Origin of the sequence: Pseudomonas sp. 22082, from assembly GCF_052046055.1 — a bacterium.
GTDB classification, from domain to species: domain Bacteria; phylum Pseudomonadota; class Gammaproteobacteria; order Pseudomonadales; family Pseudomonadaceae; genus Aquipseudomonas; species Aquipseudomonas pharyngis.
This window is the reverse complement of record NZ_JBQEQB010000006.1, coordinates 123,359-143,093: the sequence shown is the minus strand read 5'-3', so window position 1 is coordinate 143,093 and position 19,735 is coordinate 123,359. Positions and strand designations below refer to the sequence as shown.

Below are 19,735 nucleotides of genomic sequence, written 5' to 3'. Positions count from 1 at the left end.
CCACATTTTTGATCGCATTTCAGGTTGAAATGTAATCAGACGCCCAGGTAATCCAGGATCCCTTCAGCCGCATTGCGGCCTTCGAAGATCGCCGTCACCACCAGGTCGGAACCGCGCACCATGTCGCCACCGGCGAAGATTTTCGGGTTGCTGGTCTGGTGCTTGTACTGACCTTGCTCGGGCGCAACGACGCGGCCCTGGCTGTCGGTCTGGATCTCGAACTGCTCGAACCACGGCGCCGGGCTTGGACGGAAACCGAAAGCGATGACCACGGCGTCGGCCGGGATGATCTCTTCGGAGCCCGGGATCGGCTCGGGGCTGCGACGGCCACGGGCGTCCGGCTCGCCGAGACGGGTCTCGACCACTTTCACGCCTTCGACCTTGTCCTCGCCAACGATGGCGATCGGCTGACGGTTGTAGAGGAATTTCACGCCTTCTTCCTTGGCGTTCTTCACCTCTTTGCGCGAGCCGGGCATGTTTGCTTCGTCACGACGATAGGCGCAGGTCACCGATTTGGCGCCCTGGCGGATCGACGTGCGGTTGCAGTCCATCGCCGTGTCGCCGCCGCCCAGCACCACGACCTTCTTGCCTTTCATGTCGACGAAATCTTCCGGCGACTTTTCAAAGCCCAGGTTGCGGTTGACGTTGGCGATCAGGAAATCCAGTGCGTCATAAACGCCCGGCAGATCCTCACCGGCAAAACCGCCCTTCATGTAGGTGTAGGTGCCCATGCCCATGAACACGGCATCGTATTCGGCGAGCAGTTGCTCCATGGTCACGTCCTTGCCGACCTCGGTGTTGAGGCGGAATTCGATGCCCATGCCGGTGAAGACTTCGCGGCGATTGCTCAGCACGGTCTTCTCGAGCTTGAACTCGGGGATGCCGAAGGTCAGCAGACCGCCGATTTCCGGGTTCTTGTCGAACACCACCGGCGTCACGCCGCCACGCACCAGCACGTCGGCACAACCCAGACCCGCCGGGCCCGCGCCGATGATCGCGACACGCTTGCCGGTCGGCTTGACCTTGGACATGTCCGGGCGCCAGCCCATGGCGAACGCAGTGTCGGTGATGTACTTCTCGACCGAACCGATGGTCACCGCGCCGAAGCCGTCGTTAAGGGTGCAGGCACCCTCGCACAAACGATCCTGCGGGCACACCCGGCCGCAGACTTCCGGCAGGGTGTTGGTCTGGTGCGACAGCTCGGCGGCCTGGAGGATGTTGCCCTCGGCCACCAGCTTCAGCCAGTTCGGAATGAAGTTGTGCACCGGGCACTTCCATTCGCAATACGGGTTGCCGCAACCCAGGCAGCGGTGGGCCTGGTCGGCCGACTGCTGGGGTTTGAACGGTTCGTAGATTTCCACGAACTCTTTCTTGCGTTGACGCAACAGTTTCTTCTTCGGATCCTTGCGCCCGACATCGATGAACTGGAAGTCGTTATTCAGACGTTCAGCCATTGTTAAAACCTCATCAAACTCTTCAGGCGCATATCACTGCGGGTTGGCACGGGTGCTGGAAAGCAACGACTTCAGGTTGGCAGCCTTCGGCTTGACCAACCAGAAACGGCGCAAGTAGTCATCGAGGTTCTCGGCGAGTTCACGACCCCACTCGCTGTCGGTTTCCGCGACGTACTCGTTCAGCACGTTCTGCAGGTGGCTGCGATAGGCTTCCATCGCCTCGCCGCTGATCCGCTGGATTTCCACCAGTTCGTGGTTGACCCGGTCAACGAAGGTGTTGTCCTGGTCGAGCACGTAGGCGAAACCGCCGGTCATGCCAGAGCCGAAGTTGTAACCGGTCTTGCCCAGAACGCAGACAAAACCACCGGTCATGTACTCACAGCAGTGATCGCCAGTGCCTTCCACAACCGTGTGGGCACCGGAGTTGCGCACGGCGAAACGCTCGCCTGCGGTGCCGGCGGCGAACAGCTTGCCGCCCGTGGCGCCGTACAGGCAGGTGTTGCCGATGATGGCGCTTTCCTGAGTCTTATAAACGCTGCCCTTCGGCGGCACGATGGTCAGCTTGCCACCGGTCATGCCTTTGCCGACGTAGTCGTTGGCGTCGCCTTCCAGGTACATGTTCAGACCGCCGGCGTTCCACACGCCGAAGCTCTGACCTGCAGTGCCCTTGAAGCGGAAGGTGATTGGCGCTTTCGCCATACCCTGGTTGCCATGCTTGCGCGCGATTTCGCCGGAGATCCGTGCGCCGATCGAACGGTCGCAGTTGCAGATATCCAGATCGAACTCGGCGCCGCTGAGGTCGTTGATCGCCGACGTCGCCATCTCGACCATTTTCTCGGCCAGCAGGCCCTGGTCGAACGGTGGGTTGCGCTCGACGCCGCAGAACTGAGGCTTGTCCGCCGGGATGTGATCGCTGCCCAGCAGCGGGGTCAGATCCAAGTGATGCTGCTTGGCGGTCTGGCCTTCGAGGATTTCCAGCAGATCGGTACGGCCGATCAGCTCTTCGAGGGAGCGCACGCCGAGCTTGGCCAGCCACTCGCGGGTTTCTTCGGCGACGTAGGTGAAGAAATTCACCACCATGTCGACGGTGCCGATGTAGTGATCCTTGCGCAGCTTCTCGTTCTGGGTCGCGACGCCGGTGGCGCAGTTGTTCAGGTGGCAGATACGCAGGTATTTGCAGCCCAGCGCGATCATCGGCGCAGTACCGAAGCCGAAGCTTTCGGCGCCGAGGATGGCTGCCTTGATTACGTCGAGGCCGGTTTTCAGGCCGCCGTCGGTCTGGACCCGAACCTTGCCGCGCAGGTCGTTGCCGCGCAGGGTCTGGTGGGTTTCGGCCAGGCCGAGTTCCCACGGAGCGCCAGCGTATTTGATCGAGGTTAGCGGCGATGCACCGGTACCGCCGTCGTAGCCGGAGATGGTGATCAAGTCCGCGTAGGCCTTGGCCACACCGGCAGCGATGGTGCCGACGCCCGCTTCAGCCACCAGTTTCACCGAGACCAGCGCCTTCGGGTTGACCTGTTTCAAGTCAAAGATCAGCTGCGACAAGTCTTCGATGGAATAGATGTCGTGGTGCGGCGGTGGCGAAATCAGGGTTACGCCCGGCACTGCGTAACGCAGCTTGGCGATCAGCCCGTTCACTTTGCCGCCCGGCAGTTGCCCGCCCTCGCCCGGCTTGGCGCCCTGGGCGACCTTGATCTGCAACACTTCGGCGTTGACCAGGTATTCCGGGGTCACCCCGAAACGGCCGGTCGCAACTTGCTTGATTTTCGAGCTCTTGATGGTGCCGTAGCGCGCCGGGTCTTCGCCGCCTTCGCCGGAGTTGGAACGCGCACCGAGGCGGTTCATGGCTTCGGCCAGGGCTTCGTGAGCTTCCGGCGACAGCGCGCCCAGCGAGATACCGGCGGAGTCGAAGCGCTTGAGCACCGATTCCAGTGGTTCGATTTCACTGATGTCCAGCGGCGTGTCGAGGGTCTTGACCTTGAACAGGTCGCGGATCATCGACACCGGACGGTTGTCCACCAGCGAGGTGTATTCCTTGAATTTGGCGTAGTCGCCCTGCTGCACGGCGGCTTGCAGGGTGTTGACCACGTCCGGGTTGTACGCGTGATATTCGCCACCGTGGACGAACTTCAGCAGACCGCCCTGCTGGATCGGCTTGCGCGGACTCCAGGCTTCGGTGGCCAGTGCTTTCTGCTCGGCTTCGATGTCGACGAAACGCGCACCCTTGATACGGCTCGGCACGCCACGGAAGCTCAGCTCGCAGACTTCTTCGGACAGGCCGATGGCTTCGAACAGCTGCGCACCGCGGTACGAGGCGATGGTCGAGATGCCCATCTTCGACAGGATCTTCAACAGACCTTTGGTGATGCCTTTGCGGTAGTTCTTGAACACCTCGTAGAGGTCGCCCAGCACTTCACCGGTCCGGATCAGGTCGCCCAGCACTTCGTACGCCAGGAACGGATAGACCGCCGAGGCGCCGAAGCCGATCAGCACCGCGAAGTGGTGCGGATCGCGGGCGGTGGCGGTTTCCACCAGGATGTTGGAGTCGCAGCGCAGGCCTTTTTCGGTCAGGCGGTGGTGCACCGCGCCAGTGGCCAGCGAGGCGTGGATCGGCAGCTTGCCCGGAGCGATATGGCGGTCGCTCAGAACGATCTGGGTACGACCGGCACGCACGGCTTCTTCAGCCTGATCGGCGACGTTGCGGATCGCCGCTTCGAGGCCGACGCTTTCGTCGTAGTTGAGGTCGATGATCTGCCGCTCGAAACCCGGACGGTCGAGGTTCATCAGCGAACGCCACTTGGCCGGGGAAATGACCGGCGAGCTGAGGATCACGCGCGAGGCGTGTTCCGGCGATTCCTGGAAGATGTTGCGCTCGGCACCGAGGCAGATTTCAAGCGACATCACGATCGCTTCACGCAGCGGGTCGATCGGCGGGTTGGTCACCTGGGCAAACTGCTGGCGGAAATAGTCGTACGGCGTGCGCACGCGCTGGGACAGCACGGCCATCGGCGTGTCGTCGCCCATCGAGCCGACGGCTTCATAGCCTTGCTCGCCAAGCGGACGCAGTACCTGATCGCGCTCTTCGAACGTGACCTGATACATCTTCATGTATTGCTTGAGCTGATCGACGTCGTAGAAAGCCGAACCGTGATCGTTGTCTTCCATGGTCGCCTGGATACGCAGGGCATTCTTGCGCAACCATTGCTTGTACGGATGACGGGATTTGAGACGGTTGTCGATCGCATCGGTGTCGAGGATCTGCCCGGTTTCGGTGTCCACGGCGAAGATCTGGCCCGGGCCGACACGGCCCTTGGCGAGCACGTCTTCAGGCTGGTAGTTCCAGACGCCGATTTCCGAAGCCAGGGTGATGAAACCGTTCTTGGTGGTGACCCAGCGCGCCGGGCGCAGACCGTTACGGTCGAGCAGGCACACCGCGTAGCGACCGTCGGTCATGACCACGCCGGCCGGGCCGTCCCACGGTTCCATGTGCATCGAGTTGTACTCGTAGAACGCACGCAGATCCGGATCCATGGTTTCGACGTTCTGCCACGCTGGCGGAATGATCATCCGCACGCCACGGAACAGGTCGATGCCGCCGGTGACCATCAGTTCGAGCATGTTGTCCATGCTCGAGGAATCGGAACCGACACGGTTGACCAGCGGGCCGAGTTCTTCCAGATCCATCAGATCGTTGGTGAACTTGGTCCGACGGGCCTGCGCCCAGTTGCGGTTGCCGGTGATGGTGTTGATCTCGCCGTTGTGGGCGAGGAAGCGGAATGGCTGAGCCAGCGGCCATTTCGGCAGGGTGTTGGTGGAGAAGCGCTGGTGGAACACGCAGATTGCGGTTTGCAGGCGCTGGTCACCCAGGTCCGGATAGAACGCGGCCAGGTCGGCCGGCATCATCAGGCCTTTATAGATGATGGTCTTGTGGGAAAAGCTGCAGATGTAGTGGTCGGTGTCGGCGGCATTGGCCACGGACGAGCGACGACGGGCGCTGAACAGCTTGACCGCCATGTCCTGATCGCTCAGGCCTTCGCCGCCGATGTACACCTGCTCGATCTGCGGCAGGCGCTCAAGGGCCAGGCGGCCGAGGACGCTGGTGTCGATCGGCACTTTGCGCCAGCCGATCAGTTGCAGGCCTTCGGCCAGGATCTCGCGGTTCATGTTCTCGCGAGCGGCTTCGGCCTTGGCCGGATCCTGATTGAAGAAGACCATGCCCACGGCATATTGCTTGGGCAGCTCGACGCTGAAGGCTTCCTGGGCAATGGCACGCAGGAAGGCGTCGGGTTTTTGAATCAGCAGACCGCAACCGTCACCGGTCTTGCCGTCGGCATTAATCCCACCGCGGTGGGTCATGCAGGTCAGGGCCTCGATGGCCGTTTGCAAAAGGGTATGACTGGGTTCGCCCTGCATATGGGCTATCAGGCCGAAACCGCAGTTATCCTTGAATTCATCTGGTTGGTACAGACCTGCTTTCATAGACACTTTCTCACCAGGCTGCCTCTTAACGAGGCAAATTTCTTTTCAATTCAACCACTTGCTTGCCGCGCCGAACGTACGCCGGCTTTGCGGGGGCAAAAGGGTGGTCATTGTACACAGCGACACAAAGGCTCACAAATTTGACGACGAAATGTCGCAAATTCATGTCGCATTTGTGAAAGGTTTAAAACGATCTGCTGTGCTAGTCAAAACTTTTTTAGTTTTGACCGCAACGACTCAAAGACTACTGTGACGCAGACACCACAAGGCACGCGGTCTGTAGAGACGGCGCGCACTTGTAGAAATTTTGAGGTGCTTGGAGAGGCGGCCTGGGTAAGGCCGCCGAATCTTCAGCGAGTTGTTGCCAGTTCCTGTTGGACGCTGGCGACAGTGCGAGGCCAAGGTTTACCAGCCTGAACCTTCGCTGGCAAGGCCTTGATGGCAGAAACGGCTGCATCACGATTGGCGAAGTTGCCGTAGGTGATCACGTAGAGAGGCTTGCCGTTGAGGACTTTCTTGAAATAACGGTACTCGCCGCCCTGCTCCTTGACGAAGTTTTGCGCGGTCGCTTCGGAGCTGGTGCCGAGGATCTGCACCACGTAGTTGCTGGTCGGCTGACCGGCGTACCAGCTGCCACCGGCAGCCTTGGCGACGGTGACCGGCTTCTCGGCAGGTTTCGCGGCGGCAACAGGCTTGGCAGGTGCCGGAGCCGGTTTGGTCACTGGAGCGGCCGGAGCAGGCTTGGCGGTAGCGACCTGGGTCGGTGCCGGGGTCGGTTTGGCCGCCGGGGCCGGAACCGGAACCGGAACCGGGGTCGGCGCAGGGCCGGCCTGAACGCCCGCAGGTGGCGCGGTAGTGGTCACGGTCGGTGGCGTGTTGCTGGAGCCTTCGACCGGCACGCCGTCGTCGCCTTCAGTGATGCCACCCGCGGCTTCAGCCAACGGGCCACGCATCACCGGTTGCGAGTTGCCGACCAGCGGCAGCGGCATCGGCTGGGTATTGCCGTTGAATTCGACGGACGGCGCGCCACCCGCCTGCGGCGTGCCCTGGCCCAATGGCAGTTGCGCCTGCTCGTTGGCCGGCGCACCGGTGGTCGGTGCCTTGTTGCGACCCGGCATCAGCCAGGCGGCAGCGACCGCGACCACAACGACGGCGGAAATCGCCAATACGTGTTTCTTCGGCATGTTGAACCCCATACTTGGACGCTTGACCGCAGAGCGGCTGGCAATCATGACTTCGATCAGAGCATCGCGAGCGACCTGGTTGATATTGCCCGGCCAGCCCTCGGAGCTTTCGTGAATATCAGAGATCTGATCCGCGGTGAAAAGTTCGACACCCCGGCCGGCGCCTTCGAGCCGCTGGTCAAGATACTCGCGGGTTTCTTCTTCGGTGTACGGCTGCAGTTCGATGACGTGAAAGCGCTCTTCCTCAAGGTGCAAGGCCTCGAGCTGCGCGATCAGCGACGACTCACCGAACAGGAACACGTGCGGGCGACCTTCCGGCGCACCGGCGCCCAGCGCCATCAGGGCTTCAAGGGCGGACTCGTCGAGCTGCTCGGCATCATCCACCAGCAGATAGACTTCCTGCCCCGTCAGCGCCAATTGAACGACCTGATCGAGGATCGCCCCGACCTCGGCCTGCGCCACGTCCAGCGCCTGGGCGATCTGGCGCAGCACACCGGCGGCATCGCCGGCGCCACGGGCGGAAACGACGACGCTCTGCACCGATTGCTTGTTGGTGCTGGCCACCAGCGCCTGACGCAGCAGGGTCTTGCCGCTGCCCTGCGGGCCAGTGACCACCAGCAGCAACTGACTGTAACGGGCCAGATGATGCAGTTGACCCAGCACCGGCTTGCGCTGGGCCGGGAAGAATTTGAAGCCCGGCACCCGCGGCGCGAAAGGGTCGTGACTTAACTGGAAATGGCCGAGGAACGCCTCGTCGGCATGCAAACTAGTCATCGGAATCTTATTAACCTTTAAGCTGAGCCAGAGCGCGGTAATCCGCTCCCAGCGTGGCCTGTAGAACCTCTTTCGGATAATCGTCGGTCACCACCGCTTCGCCCATCCGGCGCAGCAGCACCAGGCGCAAGCGACCGTCGATCACTTTTTTGTCAATTGCCATGTGTTCAAGAAAATCGGCTTCGGTCATCTCTTCCGGCGGGATCACCGGCAGACCGGCACGCTGGAACAGCCGGATGCCGCGATCACGCTCCTGCTCGCTGATCCAGCCCAGGCGCGCGGACATTTCCAGCGCCATCACGGTGCCGGCGGCGACCGCTTCGCCATGCAACCAGACACCATAGCCCATGTGGGTTTCGATGGCGTGGCCAAAGGTGTGGCCAAGATTGAGGGTGGCCCGTACGCCGGTTTCCTTCTCGTCGGCTCCGACCACCGCCGCCTTGGCGGCGCAGGAACGTTCGATGGCATAGGTCAGGGCCGTTTGATCCAGCGCACGCAGGGCATCGACGTTGTCTTCGAGCCAGGTCAGGAACGGCTCGTCACAGATCAGACCGTACTTGATGACTTCCGCCAGACCGGCCGACAGCTCGCGCGCCGGCAGGGTTTTCAGGGACGCGGTATCGATCAGCACCACATTCGGCTGATAGAACGCGCCGACCATGTTCTTGCCCAGCGGATGGTTGATCCCGGTCTTGCCGCCCACCGACGAATCGACCTGGGACAGCAGCGTGGTAGGGATCTGGATGAAATCGACGCCGCGCTGGTAGCAGGCGGCCGCGAAACCGGCCATGTCGCCGATCACGCCGCCACCGAGGGCGATCACTGTGGTGCGGCGGTCATGACGGGCGGTCAGCAGTCCGTCGAAAATCAACTGCAGGGTTTCCCAGTTCTTGAAGGCTTCGCCGTCGGGCAACACCACGGAAACCACTGAAAACTGCGCCAGGCTGCGGGTCAGACGCTCGAGATAGAGCGGCGCAACGGTCTCGTTGGAGATGATTGCCACCTGCCGCCCGTGGATATGCGGGGCCAGCAGCTCAGGCTGGTCCAGCAGTCCCTCGCCAATGTGAATCGGGTAGCTGCGCTCGCCTAGGTCGACCTTGAGTGTCTGCATGTGTCCCCACAGTGAAGATGGAAGCAGGCGTCCTGCCCTGAATTATTGGTTGTCTGCAGCCTGTAGCGGGTATGACGCCGCTCGCACGCCATCCGCCACAACCTCGGCGGGCTGTGACAGGACGCCGAGGATAGCGCATTTCGAGCGATGCTTTAACGGGGCGGAAGCTGCGCCAGGCGGTCGAGAATATCGAGTACGACCATGCGCGGTGGCCGCTCGTCGGTTTCCACCACCAGATCGGCGATTTCCCGATAGAGCGGATCACGGATCGCCAGCAGATCGCGCAAGGTTTTCTCCGGATTGGCAGTGCGCAACAACGGCCGGTTGCGATCGCGAGAGGTACGACCGACCTGCTGCTCGACGGAGGCGTGCAGATACACCACCCGCCCGCCCTCGTGCAGGGCCTTGCGGTTGGCATCGCGCATCACCGCGCCGCCGCCGGTCGCCAGCACCACGCCGTCGAACGCGCACAGCTCGGCGATCATCGCCTGCTCACGGTCACGAAAGCCGGGCTCGCCTTCCTTGTCGAAGATCCACGGAATATTGGCGCCCGTACGCAGTTCAATTTCCTTGTCGGAATCCTTGAACGGCAGGCGCAGCTCTTTGGCCAGTAATCGGCCGATGGTGCTTTTTCCAGCCCCCATCGGTCCTACAAGAATCAAATTTCGCACAGAATCAACGACTCACAGCAATCGCCTGGTTATTCATGATACGCGGAGTGAGAAATACCAGCAGCTCGGATTTTTTCTCCGAAACCACATCACGCCGGAAAAGGCGGCCAAGATACGGCACATCGCCAAGAAATGGCACCTTATCTACAACCTTGCTCTGAGTATTTGAGAAAACGCCCCCAATCACGATGGTTTCGCCGTCGTTCACCAGCACCTTGGCATTGACCTCGTTTTTCTTGATCGGCGGTACATCCTGCACTTTGTTCAGGTAGTCCGGTTCGTCCTTGGTGACCTTGACCTCCATGATGATGCGATTGTCCGGGGTGATCTGCGGCGTCACTTCCAGTGACAGCGAGGCCTCCTTGAAGGACACCGACGTAGCGCCGCTGGAGCTGGCTTCCTGATACGGAATCTCGGTGCCCTTGAGGATCTTCGCGGTTTCCTTGTCGGAGGTGACCACCTTGGGCTGCGAGACGATTTCGCCGTTGCCGGTCTTCTCCATCGCGGTCAGCTCAAGGTCGAGCAAGACGTTATCGGTGATGAACGCGATGCCGATCCCGGACGTGTTGTTGACCGTGCCCATGTCGACGAACGGCGAGTTGGTGCTGGTGCTGCCCGGCGTGCCAATGGTGGTCGACGAACCGTTGCTGACCCCGGAAGTGTTCCAGTTGCCCTTGTTCTGAATCGAACCGCCCCAGCGCACGCCCAGACTCTTGTCGTAGTCGACGTTGGCCTCGACGATCCGTGCCTCGATCATCACCTGACGCACCGGAATATCCAGCTGCGCCACAATCCGCCGCAGCTCGTCGAGGCGATCCTGGGTCTGGTAGGCAATGATGTTGTTGGTGCGCTCATCGACGGTGATAGAACCCCGCTCGTCGACCTTCGCCTCGGCGCTGGTGACAGACTGGAACAGCTTGGCGATGTCGGCGGCTTTGGCGTAGTTCACCTGCAATAGCTCACGACGCAGCGGCGCCAGTTCGGCGATCTGTTTCTGCGATTCCAGTTCCTGCCGCTCGCGCGCAGCAATTTCATCCGCCGGCGCCACCAGCAACACGTTGCCGACCTTGCGCTTGTCCAGGCCTTTGGTCTTGAGCACCAGATCCAGCGCCTGATCCCACGGCACGTTCTGCAGGCGCAAGGTGATCCCGCCCTGCACCGTATCGCTGGCCACCAGATTGAGGTTGGTGAAGTCGGCGATCAGTTGCAGCACCGAACGGACATCGATGTCCTGGAAATTCAGCGAGAGCTTTTCGCCGTTATAGCTGTTGCGATCGGCGTTGCGTTTTTGCAGGTCATCGACGGTCAACGGCCGGATGCTGACGGTCAGCTTGTTGTCGGTCTGGTAAGTGGAATAGTCGAAAGTACCGCTGGGTTCGACGGTGATCGTCGCCCGATCACCGCTGACCCCGGCATTGACGAACTGCACCGGGGTGGCGAAGTCCTTGACGTCGAGGCGTACCCGCAGCGGTTCTGGCAATTGGGTACGGGCGAAATTGAGGATGATCTTGCCGTCGTGCTCCTGGATGTCCGGGGCGATAGCCGGGTCGGACAAGTCGATGACCACGTTGCCCTCGCCCGCCGTGCCACGCTGGAAATCCACGCCGCGAATGGCTCTGGCGGTCGGCGCAAACGTGCGGACCGGCGCTGCCGCCGGTGCTGCACGCGGGGCACGAGCCGCCGTACGTGGGGCAGCGGCTTTGCTGCCTTGCCCGACCACCACGAACACCGTATTGCCTTCGACCCGGGTGTCGTACGGCGCCAGTTGCGTCAGGCTGATGATCAGCCGCGTCCGGTTATTGGCCTCGACCACCGTGGCCGTGCGGGCATTGCCACTGCCCAGGTCACGGGTCTTGCTTGCCAACTGACTGGCGACACCCGGCAGATCGAGTGCGATCCGCGCCGGCGAATCGGTGGTGTAGCCCTTGGGCTGCGGAGGCGGGCCATCGAACGACAGCTTCAGCTCGACCCGGTCCCCCGGCAGTGCCGCGACGTCCAGCGCCTTCAGATTGGCTGCCTGTACCATCGGCGAAAGCAGCGCTATCCATAGCGAGAAACCGAGGGTGGAGAAAATCCTGTTCATTGTTCGACTTCCACTTATGAATGCTCTTTCAAAGGAATGGTGCGCGGCCGCTCAAGCCAGGCGCCCTGGCCATCGGGAACGATTTCCACCACTTCGACCTGTGAAGCGCTGATGGCGACGATGCGCCCGTCGTTGCGCCCCAGATAGTCGCCGACCTTGAGCCGATGGACGCCGCCCGCGCCTCGCAGCAGGGCGAAGGAACCGGAGGCGTTGGCAATCGTGCCGACCATTTCAAACTGCTCGATGTTGAAGCCTTCGAGGTATTGCTTGACCCGGTTGGGATCGGGTTTCACGTCGCGCGAGCCATGTTTCTGCCCGGCCAGATCGACCCGCAGCTGGCGCGAAAACGGACTGCGCAGGTTGGCGGCGCTGTAGGTGAACGTCGGGTAGGAGCGGAAGGTCGGAGTCGGCTCGATCTTGCCCGGCGGACGCAGGCGCACTTCATTCATGTAGGCGTCGAGGTCGCTGAAGTCATCGCCGCCACAGCCACCGAGCACCAATAACAATGCCGACAGGGCGATAAAACGGATCGGGCTCATTTCTGCAGCCCCTTGTCGTTATAGCGGTAGGTCTTGGCGAGGATGCTCATGCGCAGCTTCGGCCCGCCTTCAGGATTGGCTGGCGCCAGCTCGAAATCGTGCAGGGTGACGATGCGGGGCAGCCCGGCCACGCCACTGACGAAGGTCGCGAGGTCGTGATAGGCCCCGGTCACGGTGATCTGGATGGGCAACTCGATGTAGAACTGCTGGGTAACCTCCGGCAGCAGTTTGATCTCTTCGAACTCAAGGCCGCTGCCCAGTCCGGTGCGGGTGATGTCTTCCAGCAACCCCGGCACTTCGGTGTCACTGGGCAGTTGTCGCAACAGCACGCCGAACGAGTTTTCCATCTCTTTCATCTGCTGGGTGTACAGCTCCAGATTGGCCGCCATGCGCGCCTTGCTCGCGAACTGCTCCTTGAGGGTGATTTCCTCCTCACGTTTGAGTTCGAGCTGGTTCTCCAGGTCACTGATGAAAAAGTTATAGCCAAGCGCCAGGACCAGCACCATCAACAGCCCGCCGGCCAGGCTTTTGACCACTGGCGGCCAGGAGCCGATGTTGCTGGTGTCGAGGTCGTTGAAATCGACATTGCGCAGGCTTTCCAGCCACTCGGACGGCTTCATTGGTCGTCCTCCTCGAGCCGGGGTCGAGTCTGGCGAACGGTCAGCTGAAAGACGTTGGCCTGATCCACTTGTCCGGCTGTGGTGGCTTTCACTTCATTGAGGTTGGGCGCATCGAACCAGTCGGAGGCGTCGAGATTGCGCATCAGGTCGGACACTCGATTGTTCGACTCCGCCGCGCCGCTGATCGACAGGGTCTTGCCGACCATTTTCACGTCGGTGAAATACACCCCATCGGGCAAGGTGCGCGCCAGCTGATCGAAGATCCGCCCGCTGATCTGCCGGTTGCCCTGCAAGTCCTGGATGATGCGCATGCGCTCCACCAGTTGCTGGCGATGGGCCTTGAGGTCGCTGATCTGCTTGATCCTCTCGTCGACCACGGAGATCTGTTTGCCGATGTAGTCATTGCGCGCAACCTGCCGGGCGATGGCGCCGCTGATGATCTGATCAGCGATGAGCACCGCCCCCACCGAACCGACCACCACACCGATCAAGACCAGCAGGAAGCGTTTGCGCCGTTCCTCGCGACGCTCCTCGCGCCAGGGTAAAAGGTTGATCCGCGCCATCAGTCGAAACTCCTGAGCGCGAGCCCGCAGGCAATCATCAGGGCCGGCGCATCGCTCGCCAAAGCCCCGGCGTTGACCTTGCTGCTCAAGGCCATGTCGGAAAACGGATTGGCAACCTGGGTCGGGGTGTTCAGGCGCTCTTCGATCAGCCGGTCGAGGCCGGGCACCGACGCCGTGCCGCCGGCCAGCAGAATGTGGTCGACAGCGTTGTACTGGCCGGAGGCAAAAAAGAACTGCAGGGAGCGCGACACCTGCTGCACCAGCGCCTCACGAAATGGCTGCAGCACCTCGCTGACGTAATCGTCCGGCAGGCCGCCCTGCTTCTTGGCAAGTCCCGCCTGTTCAAGGGTCAGGCCATAACGGCGCTGGATTTCCTCGGTCAGCTGTCGACCGCCGAACAGCTGTTCGCGGGTATAGATGATCCGGCCGTTGTGCAGGACGCTGAGGGTGGTCATGGTGGCGCCGATGTCGACCACCGCCACCGTCAACCGATCCTGGGACGCGGCCAGTTGCGTGGCCAGCAGGCCGAACGAGCGCTCCAGCGCATACGCCTCGACATCCACCACCCGCGCCGTCAGCCCGGCCAGTGCGAGCGCCGCTTCGCGGACTTCGACGTTTTCCTTGCGACAGGCGGCCAGCAGTACGTTGACCCGCTCGGGGTTGCGCGGCGAAACGCCCTGGACTTCGAAGTCGATGGCGACCTCGTCCAGCGGGTAGGGAATGTATTGATCGGCCTCGATCTTGAGCTGGTTTTCCAGTTCATCGTCGGACAGCCCGGCGTCCATCTCGATGACCTTGGTAATCACCGCCGAGCCGGCCACCGCCACCGCCACGGTTTTCAACCCGGTACGCGCCTTGACCAGCACCCGGGACAGGGCCTGGCCGACGCCCTCGAGTTCGGCGATGTTCTTTTCGACCACGGCACTCGCCGGCAACGGCTCCACCGCATACGCCTCGACCCGGTAGCGTTCACCCTGACGGCTCAGCTCCAGCAGCTTCACCGACGTGGAGCTGATGTCGATCCCCAGTAACGTATTGGCCTTTTTATTGAAGAGTCCTAGCACTACCAATTCCCTATGACTTTCCGTGAGTTACGGACTCTGTAATGCGCATTGCGTTCCCTCGCCCCGTCTTGACAGAAGCGCAAATGACGCCCCCTGCGGAAAAGTGCTTATAATGCCCAGCGATTTTTTCCGCCTTTTACTGCCGGCGCGGGTCGTTCTGTGTGTTACCCGGAACCCTGTCGCCCAATTCATTCTTTGCCGTGGATGTCCAAAAGCCTTGATTCGTCTGCTGAAATTTTTCGGTTGGTCCATCGTCGCCGTTTTCTGCGGACTGCTTTTAGGTCTCAGCGGCGCGTTTCTTTACCTTAGTCCGGGTTTGCCATCTGTGGAGGCGCTGAGAAGCATTCAGTTGCAGATTCCACTGCGGGTGTACAGCAGCGACAACAAGTTGATCGCAGAATTTGGCGAAATGCGCCGCACACCGATCCGTTTCGCCGACATTCCCCCCAATTTCATCAATGCGTTACTAAGTGCTGAAGACGACAACTTCGCCAATCACTATGGCGTCGATCCGAGCAGCCTGATGCGTGCCGCGACTCAACTGGTCAAGAGCGGGCACATCCAGTCCGGCGGCAGCACCATCACCATGCAGGTGGCGAAGAACTTCTTCCTGACCAGCGAACGCAGCTTCTCGCGCAAGACCACGGAAATCCTTCTGGCCCTGCAGATCGAACGCCAGCTGACCAAGGACGAGATCCTTGAGCTGTACGTGAACAAGATCTATCTGGGCAACCGCGCCTACGGCATCGAGGCGGCGGCGCAGGTGTATTACGGCAAGTCGATCCGCGAAGTCAGCCTGGCGCAGATGGCGATGATCGCCGGCCTGCCGAAAGCCCCGTCGCGCTTCAACCCGTTGGCCAACCCTGCGCGCAGCAAGGAGCGTCGCGACTGGATCCTCGGCCGCATGTACAAGCTCGGCAAGATCACCGAGGCCGACTACACCGCTGCGATCAACGAGCCGCTGAACGCCAGCTATCACGTGCCGACCCCGGAAGTGAACGCGCCGTACATCGCCGAAATGGCCCGTGCCGAAATGGTCGGTCGCTACGGCAGCGACGCCTACACCGAAGGTTTCCGCGTCACCACCACGGTGCCGAGCAACCTCCAGGAAATGGCAAATACCGCGCTGCATGAAGGCCTGATGACCTACGATCAGCGCCACGGCTACCGTGGCCCTGAATCACGTCTGCCGGGCAAGACCCGCGAAGCCTGGGCCACTGAACTGACCAAGCAGCGCACCATCAGCAGCCTCGAACCGGCCATCGTCACCCAGGTCGACAAGAACGGCCTGCAAGTACTGACCCGCACCGGCGAAGAACATGTGGCGTGGGACACCATGAAATGGGCGCGCCCGTTCCTCAATACCAACAGCATGGGCGCCAACCCGCGTCAGCCGTCGGATGTGGCACAGGTCGGCGATCTGATTCGCGTGCAGCGCCAGCCGAACAATTCGCTGAAGTTCAGCCAGATTCCGCAGGCGCAAGGCGCGCTGGTGTCGCTGGATCCGCAGAACGGTGCAATCCGTTCGCTGGTCGGCGGTTTCGCCTTCGAGCAGAGCAACTACAACCGTGCGATGCAGGCCAAGCGTCAGCCGGGCTCGAGCTTCAAGCCGTTCGTCTACAGCGCCGCACTGGATAACGGCTACACCGCCGCCAGCCTGGTCAACGACGCGCCGATCGTGTTCGTCGACGAGTACCTGGACAAGGTCTGGCGTCCGAAGAACGACACCAACACCTTCCTCGGCCCGATCCGTCTGCGTGAGGCGCTGTACAAGTCGCGCAACCTGGTGTCGATCCGCCTGTTGCAGGCGATGGGCGTGGGCAAGACCATCGATTACATCACCCGCTTCGGCTTCAACAAGCAGGACCTGCCGCCAAACCTGTCTCTGGCGCTGGGCACCGCGACCCTGACGCCGATGGAGATCGCCACCGGCTGGAGCACCTTCGCCAACGGCGGCTACAAGATCACTCCGTACATCATCGACAAGATCGAAAGCCGCAATGGCGACACGCTGTTCGTCGCCAACCCGCCGACCGTACCGCAGGGCGGCGCGGCCACCGACGGTATCGCGGCACCGGCAACGCAATCGATCACCGTCGACGCAGCGCCGGTTCCAGGGGAAGCGCCAGGCAACGCCGCTGTACCGCAAGCCCCCGCAGTTGCCGAGCGCATCGTCGATGGCCGTACCACCTACATCCTCAACAGCATGTTGCAGGACGTGATCAAGCTCGGCACCGGCCGTCGCGCACTGGCCCTGGGCCGCAGCGACATCGCCGGCAAGACCGGTACCACCAACGAATCCAAGGATGCGTGGTTCTCCGGCTACAACGCCGACTACGTGACCACCGTGTGGACCGGTTTCGACCAGCCGGAAAGCCTCGGTCGCCGGGAGTTCGGCGGCACCGTGGCACTGCCGATCTGGATGAACTACATGGCCGCCGCGCTCAAGGACAAGCCACCGCATGTCCAGCCGGAGCCGGAAGGCATTCTCAGCCTGCGGGTGGATCCGGTCAGCGGTCGCGCGGCATCGCCGAGCACGCCGGGCGCCTATTTCGAGCTGTTCAAGGCCGAAGACACGCCTCCGTCGGTCAACGAGATCGGCAATGGCACCGTGCCGGGCAGTCCGCTGCCGGCGGATGAGCAGGCGCCGATCGATTTGTTCTGATCCCGATCCTGAACCGCTAAAAAGCCCCGCCTTCGATTGAAGTGCGGGGCTTTTTATTGCCTGTTCATTTTGTGTTGTCTGGGCCGGCCTCTTCGCGGGCAAGCCCGCTCCCACAGTAACCGGGTGTACGCTCCATTTGTGAACGCCACAAAACCCTGTGGGCGCGGGCTTGCCCGCGAAGAGGCCCTTAAGATCACCCCAAAATCAACAGGCACAAAAAAGCCCCGACTCTCGCGAACCGGGGCTTTCGGCTGAAGCGCTACAACGACTTAGCCGTTGAACACGTCATCCACGCTTTTCAGCGGGTAGTTCTTCGGATACGGCAGGGTCGCCACACCGGTCTCGATCGCAGCCTTGGCCACGGCGTCGGAGATCACGGTGATCAGGCGCTTGTCCATTGGCTTCGGAATGATGTACTCACGGCCGAATTCCAGGGAGATACCGCCGTAGGCGTCGCAGACTTCCTGAGGCACCGGCAGCTTGGCCAGTTCGCGCAGGGCGTTGGCGGCAGCGATCTTCATTTCCTCGTTGATGCGCTTGGCGCGAACGTCCAGGGCACCACGGAAGATGAACGGGAAGCCCAGTACGTTGTTGACCTGGTTCGGGTAGTCCGAACGGCCGGTGGCCATGATCACGTCGTTACGGGTGGCGTGAGCCAGTTCCGGGGAGATTTCCGGATCAGGGTTGGAGCAGGCGAAAACGATCGGGTTGGCCGCCATGCGCTTGAGTTGCTCGGCGCTCAGCAGGTTCGGGCCCGACAGGCCGACGAATACGTCAGCGCCTTCGATGGCGTCGTCCAGGGTGCGCTTCTCGGTAGGGTGAGCGAACACAGCCTTGTACTGGTTCAGGTCGTCACGGCCAGCGTGGATCACGCCAGTACGGTCAACCATGAAGATGTTCTCGACCTTGGCGCCCATGCTCACCAGCAATTTCATGCAGGAGATGGCAGCTGCGCCGGCGCCCAGGCAGACGATCTTGGCGTCGGCCAGGGTTTTGCCAGCGATTTCCAGGGCGTTGATCATGCCCGCAGCGGTCACGATCGCGGTGCCGTGCTGGTCATCGTGGAATACCGGAATGTCGCACTGCTCGATCAGAGCACGTTCGATCTCAAAGCACTCAGGTGCCTTGATGTCTTCCAGGTTGATGCCACCGAAGGTGATGGAAATGCGTTTTACGGTGTCGATGAAGGCTTGCGGGCTTTCGGAGTCGACTTCGATGTCGAAGACGTCGATGCCGGCGAAGCGCTTGAACAGCACGCCTTTACCTTCCATCACTGGCTTGGAGGCCAGTGGGCCGAGGTTACCCAGGCCCAGAATCGCGGTGCCATCGGAAATGACTGCAACCAGGTTGCCCTTGCCGGTGTACTTGTAGGCCAGTTCAGGATCGCGGGCGATCTCGCGCACTGGTTCAGCTACGCCGGGGCTGTAGGCCAGCGACAGGTCGCGGGCGGTAGCAGTGGCCTTGGTGAGCTCGACACTCAGCTTTCCTGGACGAGGATTGGCATGATATTCGAGAGCGGCAGTTTTCAGATCAGACATTTTGGCATTCCGCTTTTTACTGTTGGACAGACTGGTCAGCGAGGATACGCGCCTCGCAAAGTCCCCACAAGACTGCCCGGTCACCCCTGTCAAGCGCCCTGCCCTAAGACTTTGGGCCAAGAGCCACGGCACACAAGGGCTAGACTGTTCACAATCGACATAAAAAATGTCTACAACTTTTTCTTCAGCGGGACGACTGGAGCATCGAAGGATCGGTCAGCGGCAACAGCCAGCGCGCCTGACCTGATTTCAGTCCACCGCGCCGGGAACGGTCGACCACCCAGCCACGGGCCTCGATCTGCTTGCCTTTCAACGCCTGCAGAGCGGCGCTATCGAAGCTTTCCAGCAGATTGGGTGCAACGCGCAGTACAAGCTTGTCCTGCAACTCGATCCAGATTCCGCCGCGATTGCGTTGCACCTTGCTCACACGACCGCTGACCAGCGCGAAACCCGAGCGCTCGATCTGCTCCGCTTTCAGTACAGGCGAGCGCTTCCACAGGCCCAGCCCGGACTGTCGTGCGCGGCGTTCAGCGGCTTGCTGGCAATTGACCAGATCGACATTCGGCGCCACCGCGACCTGGAAACCGAGGCCATCGGCGAGCATTTGCGCTTCGAGATTCTCACCCTTGGCGCTGAAAACATGGGCCAGGGTGCGGCCGTAACGGTCCTTGGACTCGGCGCCGAGTTGCAGGCCGACCCGCCCGTCGCTCTCGGCGACCAGGGCTTCGAGACGCTTGCGCGCGGCCACTGCAAACGGCTCGTCGCTGCGGCCCTGCTTGCCGAGCTCGGGCGTATTGAGGCCGATCATCCGCACATTGCGCCCGTCGCTCAGGCGCAGGGTGTCGCCGTCGACCACCCGCTGCACCGTGGCGCTGTCCAGCCCGGCCGGCGCCGGGCAGAAGGCCTGAGCGGAGGAGAGCCAAATCGCGGACACAAAAAAGGCGCCCGCAAGGGACGCCTTTTTCATCAGTCTGGAGAAGTCGAAACGAC

13 protein-coding genes are annotated in these 19,735 nt (G+C 61.7%); 1 reads left to right on the top strand and 12 read right to left on the bottom strand.

The genetic code is table 11. The annotated features are described in order from the left end of the window. Nucleotides 1-35: 35 nt before the first annotated feature. The 10 genes from ACTJK9_RS09400 to ACTJK9_RS09355 all read right to left on the bottom strand — a co-directional run bounded on the left by ACTJK9_RS09400 (nucleotide 36) and on the right by ACTJK9_RS09355 (nucleotide 14,542). On the bottom strand, nucleotides 36-1,454 hold the full coding sequence (locus ACTJK9_RS09400; protein WP_007909438.1) for an FAD-dependent oxidoreductase: 1,419 nt from the start codon (nucleotides 1,452-1,454) through the stop codon (nucleotides 36-38). 33 nt (nucleotides 1,455-1,487) lie between these two features. Next, nucleotides 1,488-5,933, bottom strand: a complete 4,446-nt coding sequence (gene gltB / locus ACTJK9_RS09395) for a glutamate synthase large subunit (protein WP_085611132.1) — start codon at nucleotides 5,931-5,933, stop codon at nucleotides 1,488-1,490. A gap of 350 nt (nucleotides 5,934-6,283) precedes the next feature. Continuing rightward, the gene (locus ACTJK9_RS09390; protein ID WP_440813478.1) at nucleotides 6,284-7,891 is read right to left on the bottom strand and encodes an AAA family ATPase; all 1,608 of its coding nucleotides are present in this window, start codon (nucleotides 7,889-7,891) and stop codon (nucleotides 6,284-6,286) included. Nucleotides 7,892-7,901: 10 nt separating this feature from the next. Next, nucleotides 7,902-9,002: a 3-dehydroquinate synthase gene (aroB, locus tag ACTJK9_RS09385; RefSeq protein ID WP_011332082.1), complete on the bottom strand. Its 1,101-nt coding sequence runs from the start codon at nucleotides 9,000-9,002 to the stop codon at nucleotides 7,902-7,904. A gap of 152 nt (nucleotides 9,003-9,154) precedes the next feature. Then, entirely contained in the window at nucleotides 9,155-9,673 is a 519-nt protein-coding gene (gene aroK / locus ACTJK9_RS09380) for a shikimate kinase AroK (protein ID WP_011332081.1), read from the bottom strand. A gap of 4 nt (nucleotides 9,674-9,677) precedes the next feature. Then, on the bottom strand, nucleotides 9,678-11,756 hold the full coding sequence (pilQ, locus tag ACTJK9_RS09375; RefSeq protein WP_440813476.1) for a type IV pilus secretin PilQ: 2,079 nt from the start codon (nucleotides 11,754-11,756) through the stop codon (nucleotides 9,678-9,680). Nucleotides 11,757-11,770: 14 nt separating this feature from the next. After that, the gene (locus ACTJK9_RS09370; protein WP_039766425.1) at nucleotides 11,771-12,295 is read right to left on the bottom strand and encodes a pilus assembly protein PilP; all 525 of its coding nucleotides are present in this window, start codon (nucleotides 12,293-12,295) and stop codon (nucleotides 11,771-11,773) included. Continuing rightward, nucleotides 12,292-12,915 (bottom strand): type 4a pilus biogenesis protein PilO, encoded by a 624-nt coding sequence (gene pilO, locus ACTJK9_RS09365; RefSeq protein WP_085611135.1) that lies wholly within the window; start codon nucleotides 12,913-12,915, stop codon nucleotides 12,292-12,294. The genes ACTJK9_RS09370 and pilO overlap by 4 nt, the downstream gene beginning before the upstream one ends. After that, nucleotides 12,912-13,478 carry a PilN domain-containing protein gene (locus ACTJK9_RS09360; protein WP_074689559.1) on the bottom strand — a complete coding sequence of 189 codons (567 nt, stop codon included), beginning with the start codon at nucleotides 13,476-13,478 and terminating at the stop codon, nucleotides 12,912-12,914. Before ACTJK9_RS09360 ends, pilO begins: the two co-directional genes overlap by 4 nt. Beyond that, complete coding sequence (locus tag ACTJK9_RS09355; RefSeq protein ID WP_007952389.1) at nucleotides 13,478-14,542, bottom strand: pilus assembly protein PilM; 1,065 nt, start codon at nucleotides 14,540-14,542, stop codon at nucleotides 13,478-13,480. Before ACTJK9_RS09355 ends, ACTJK9_RS09360 begins: the two co-directional genes overlap by 1 nt. A gap of 220 nt (nucleotides 14,543-14,762) precedes the next feature. On the opposite strand from ACTJK9_RS09355, the gene ACTJK9_RS09350 reads away from it, so the two are divergent. Further along, complete coding sequence (locus tag ACTJK9_RS09350) at nucleotides 14,763-17,207, top strand: penicillin-binding protein 1A (RefSeq protein WP_371857705.1); 2,445 nt, start codon at nucleotides 14,763-14,765, stop codon at nucleotides 17,205-17,207. Nucleotides 17,208-17,476: 269 nt separating this feature from the next. Here the strand turns inward: ACTJK9_RS09350 and ACTJK9_RS09345 are convergent, their stop codons facing one another. Both ACTJK9_RS09345 and ACTJK9_RS09340 read right to left on the bottom strand, forming a co-directional pair. Beyond that, the gene (locus ACTJK9_RS09345) at nucleotides 17,477-18,745 is read right to left on the bottom strand and encodes a malic enzyme-like NAD(P)-binding protein (RefSeq protein ID WP_007952395.1); all 1,269 of its coding nucleotides are present in this window, start codon (nucleotides 18,743-18,745) and stop codon (nucleotides 17,477-17,479) included. A 184-nt stretch (nucleotides 18,746-18,929) separates the two neighbouring features. Next, the gene (locus tag ACTJK9_RS09340; RefSeq protein WP_440813613.1) at nucleotides 18,930-19,712 is read right to left on the bottom strand and encodes a thermonuclease family protein; all 783 of its coding nucleotides are present in this window, start codon (nucleotides 19,710-19,712) and stop codon (nucleotides 18,930-18,932) included. Between the last annotated feature and the right edge of the window lie 23 nt (nucleotides 19,713-19,735).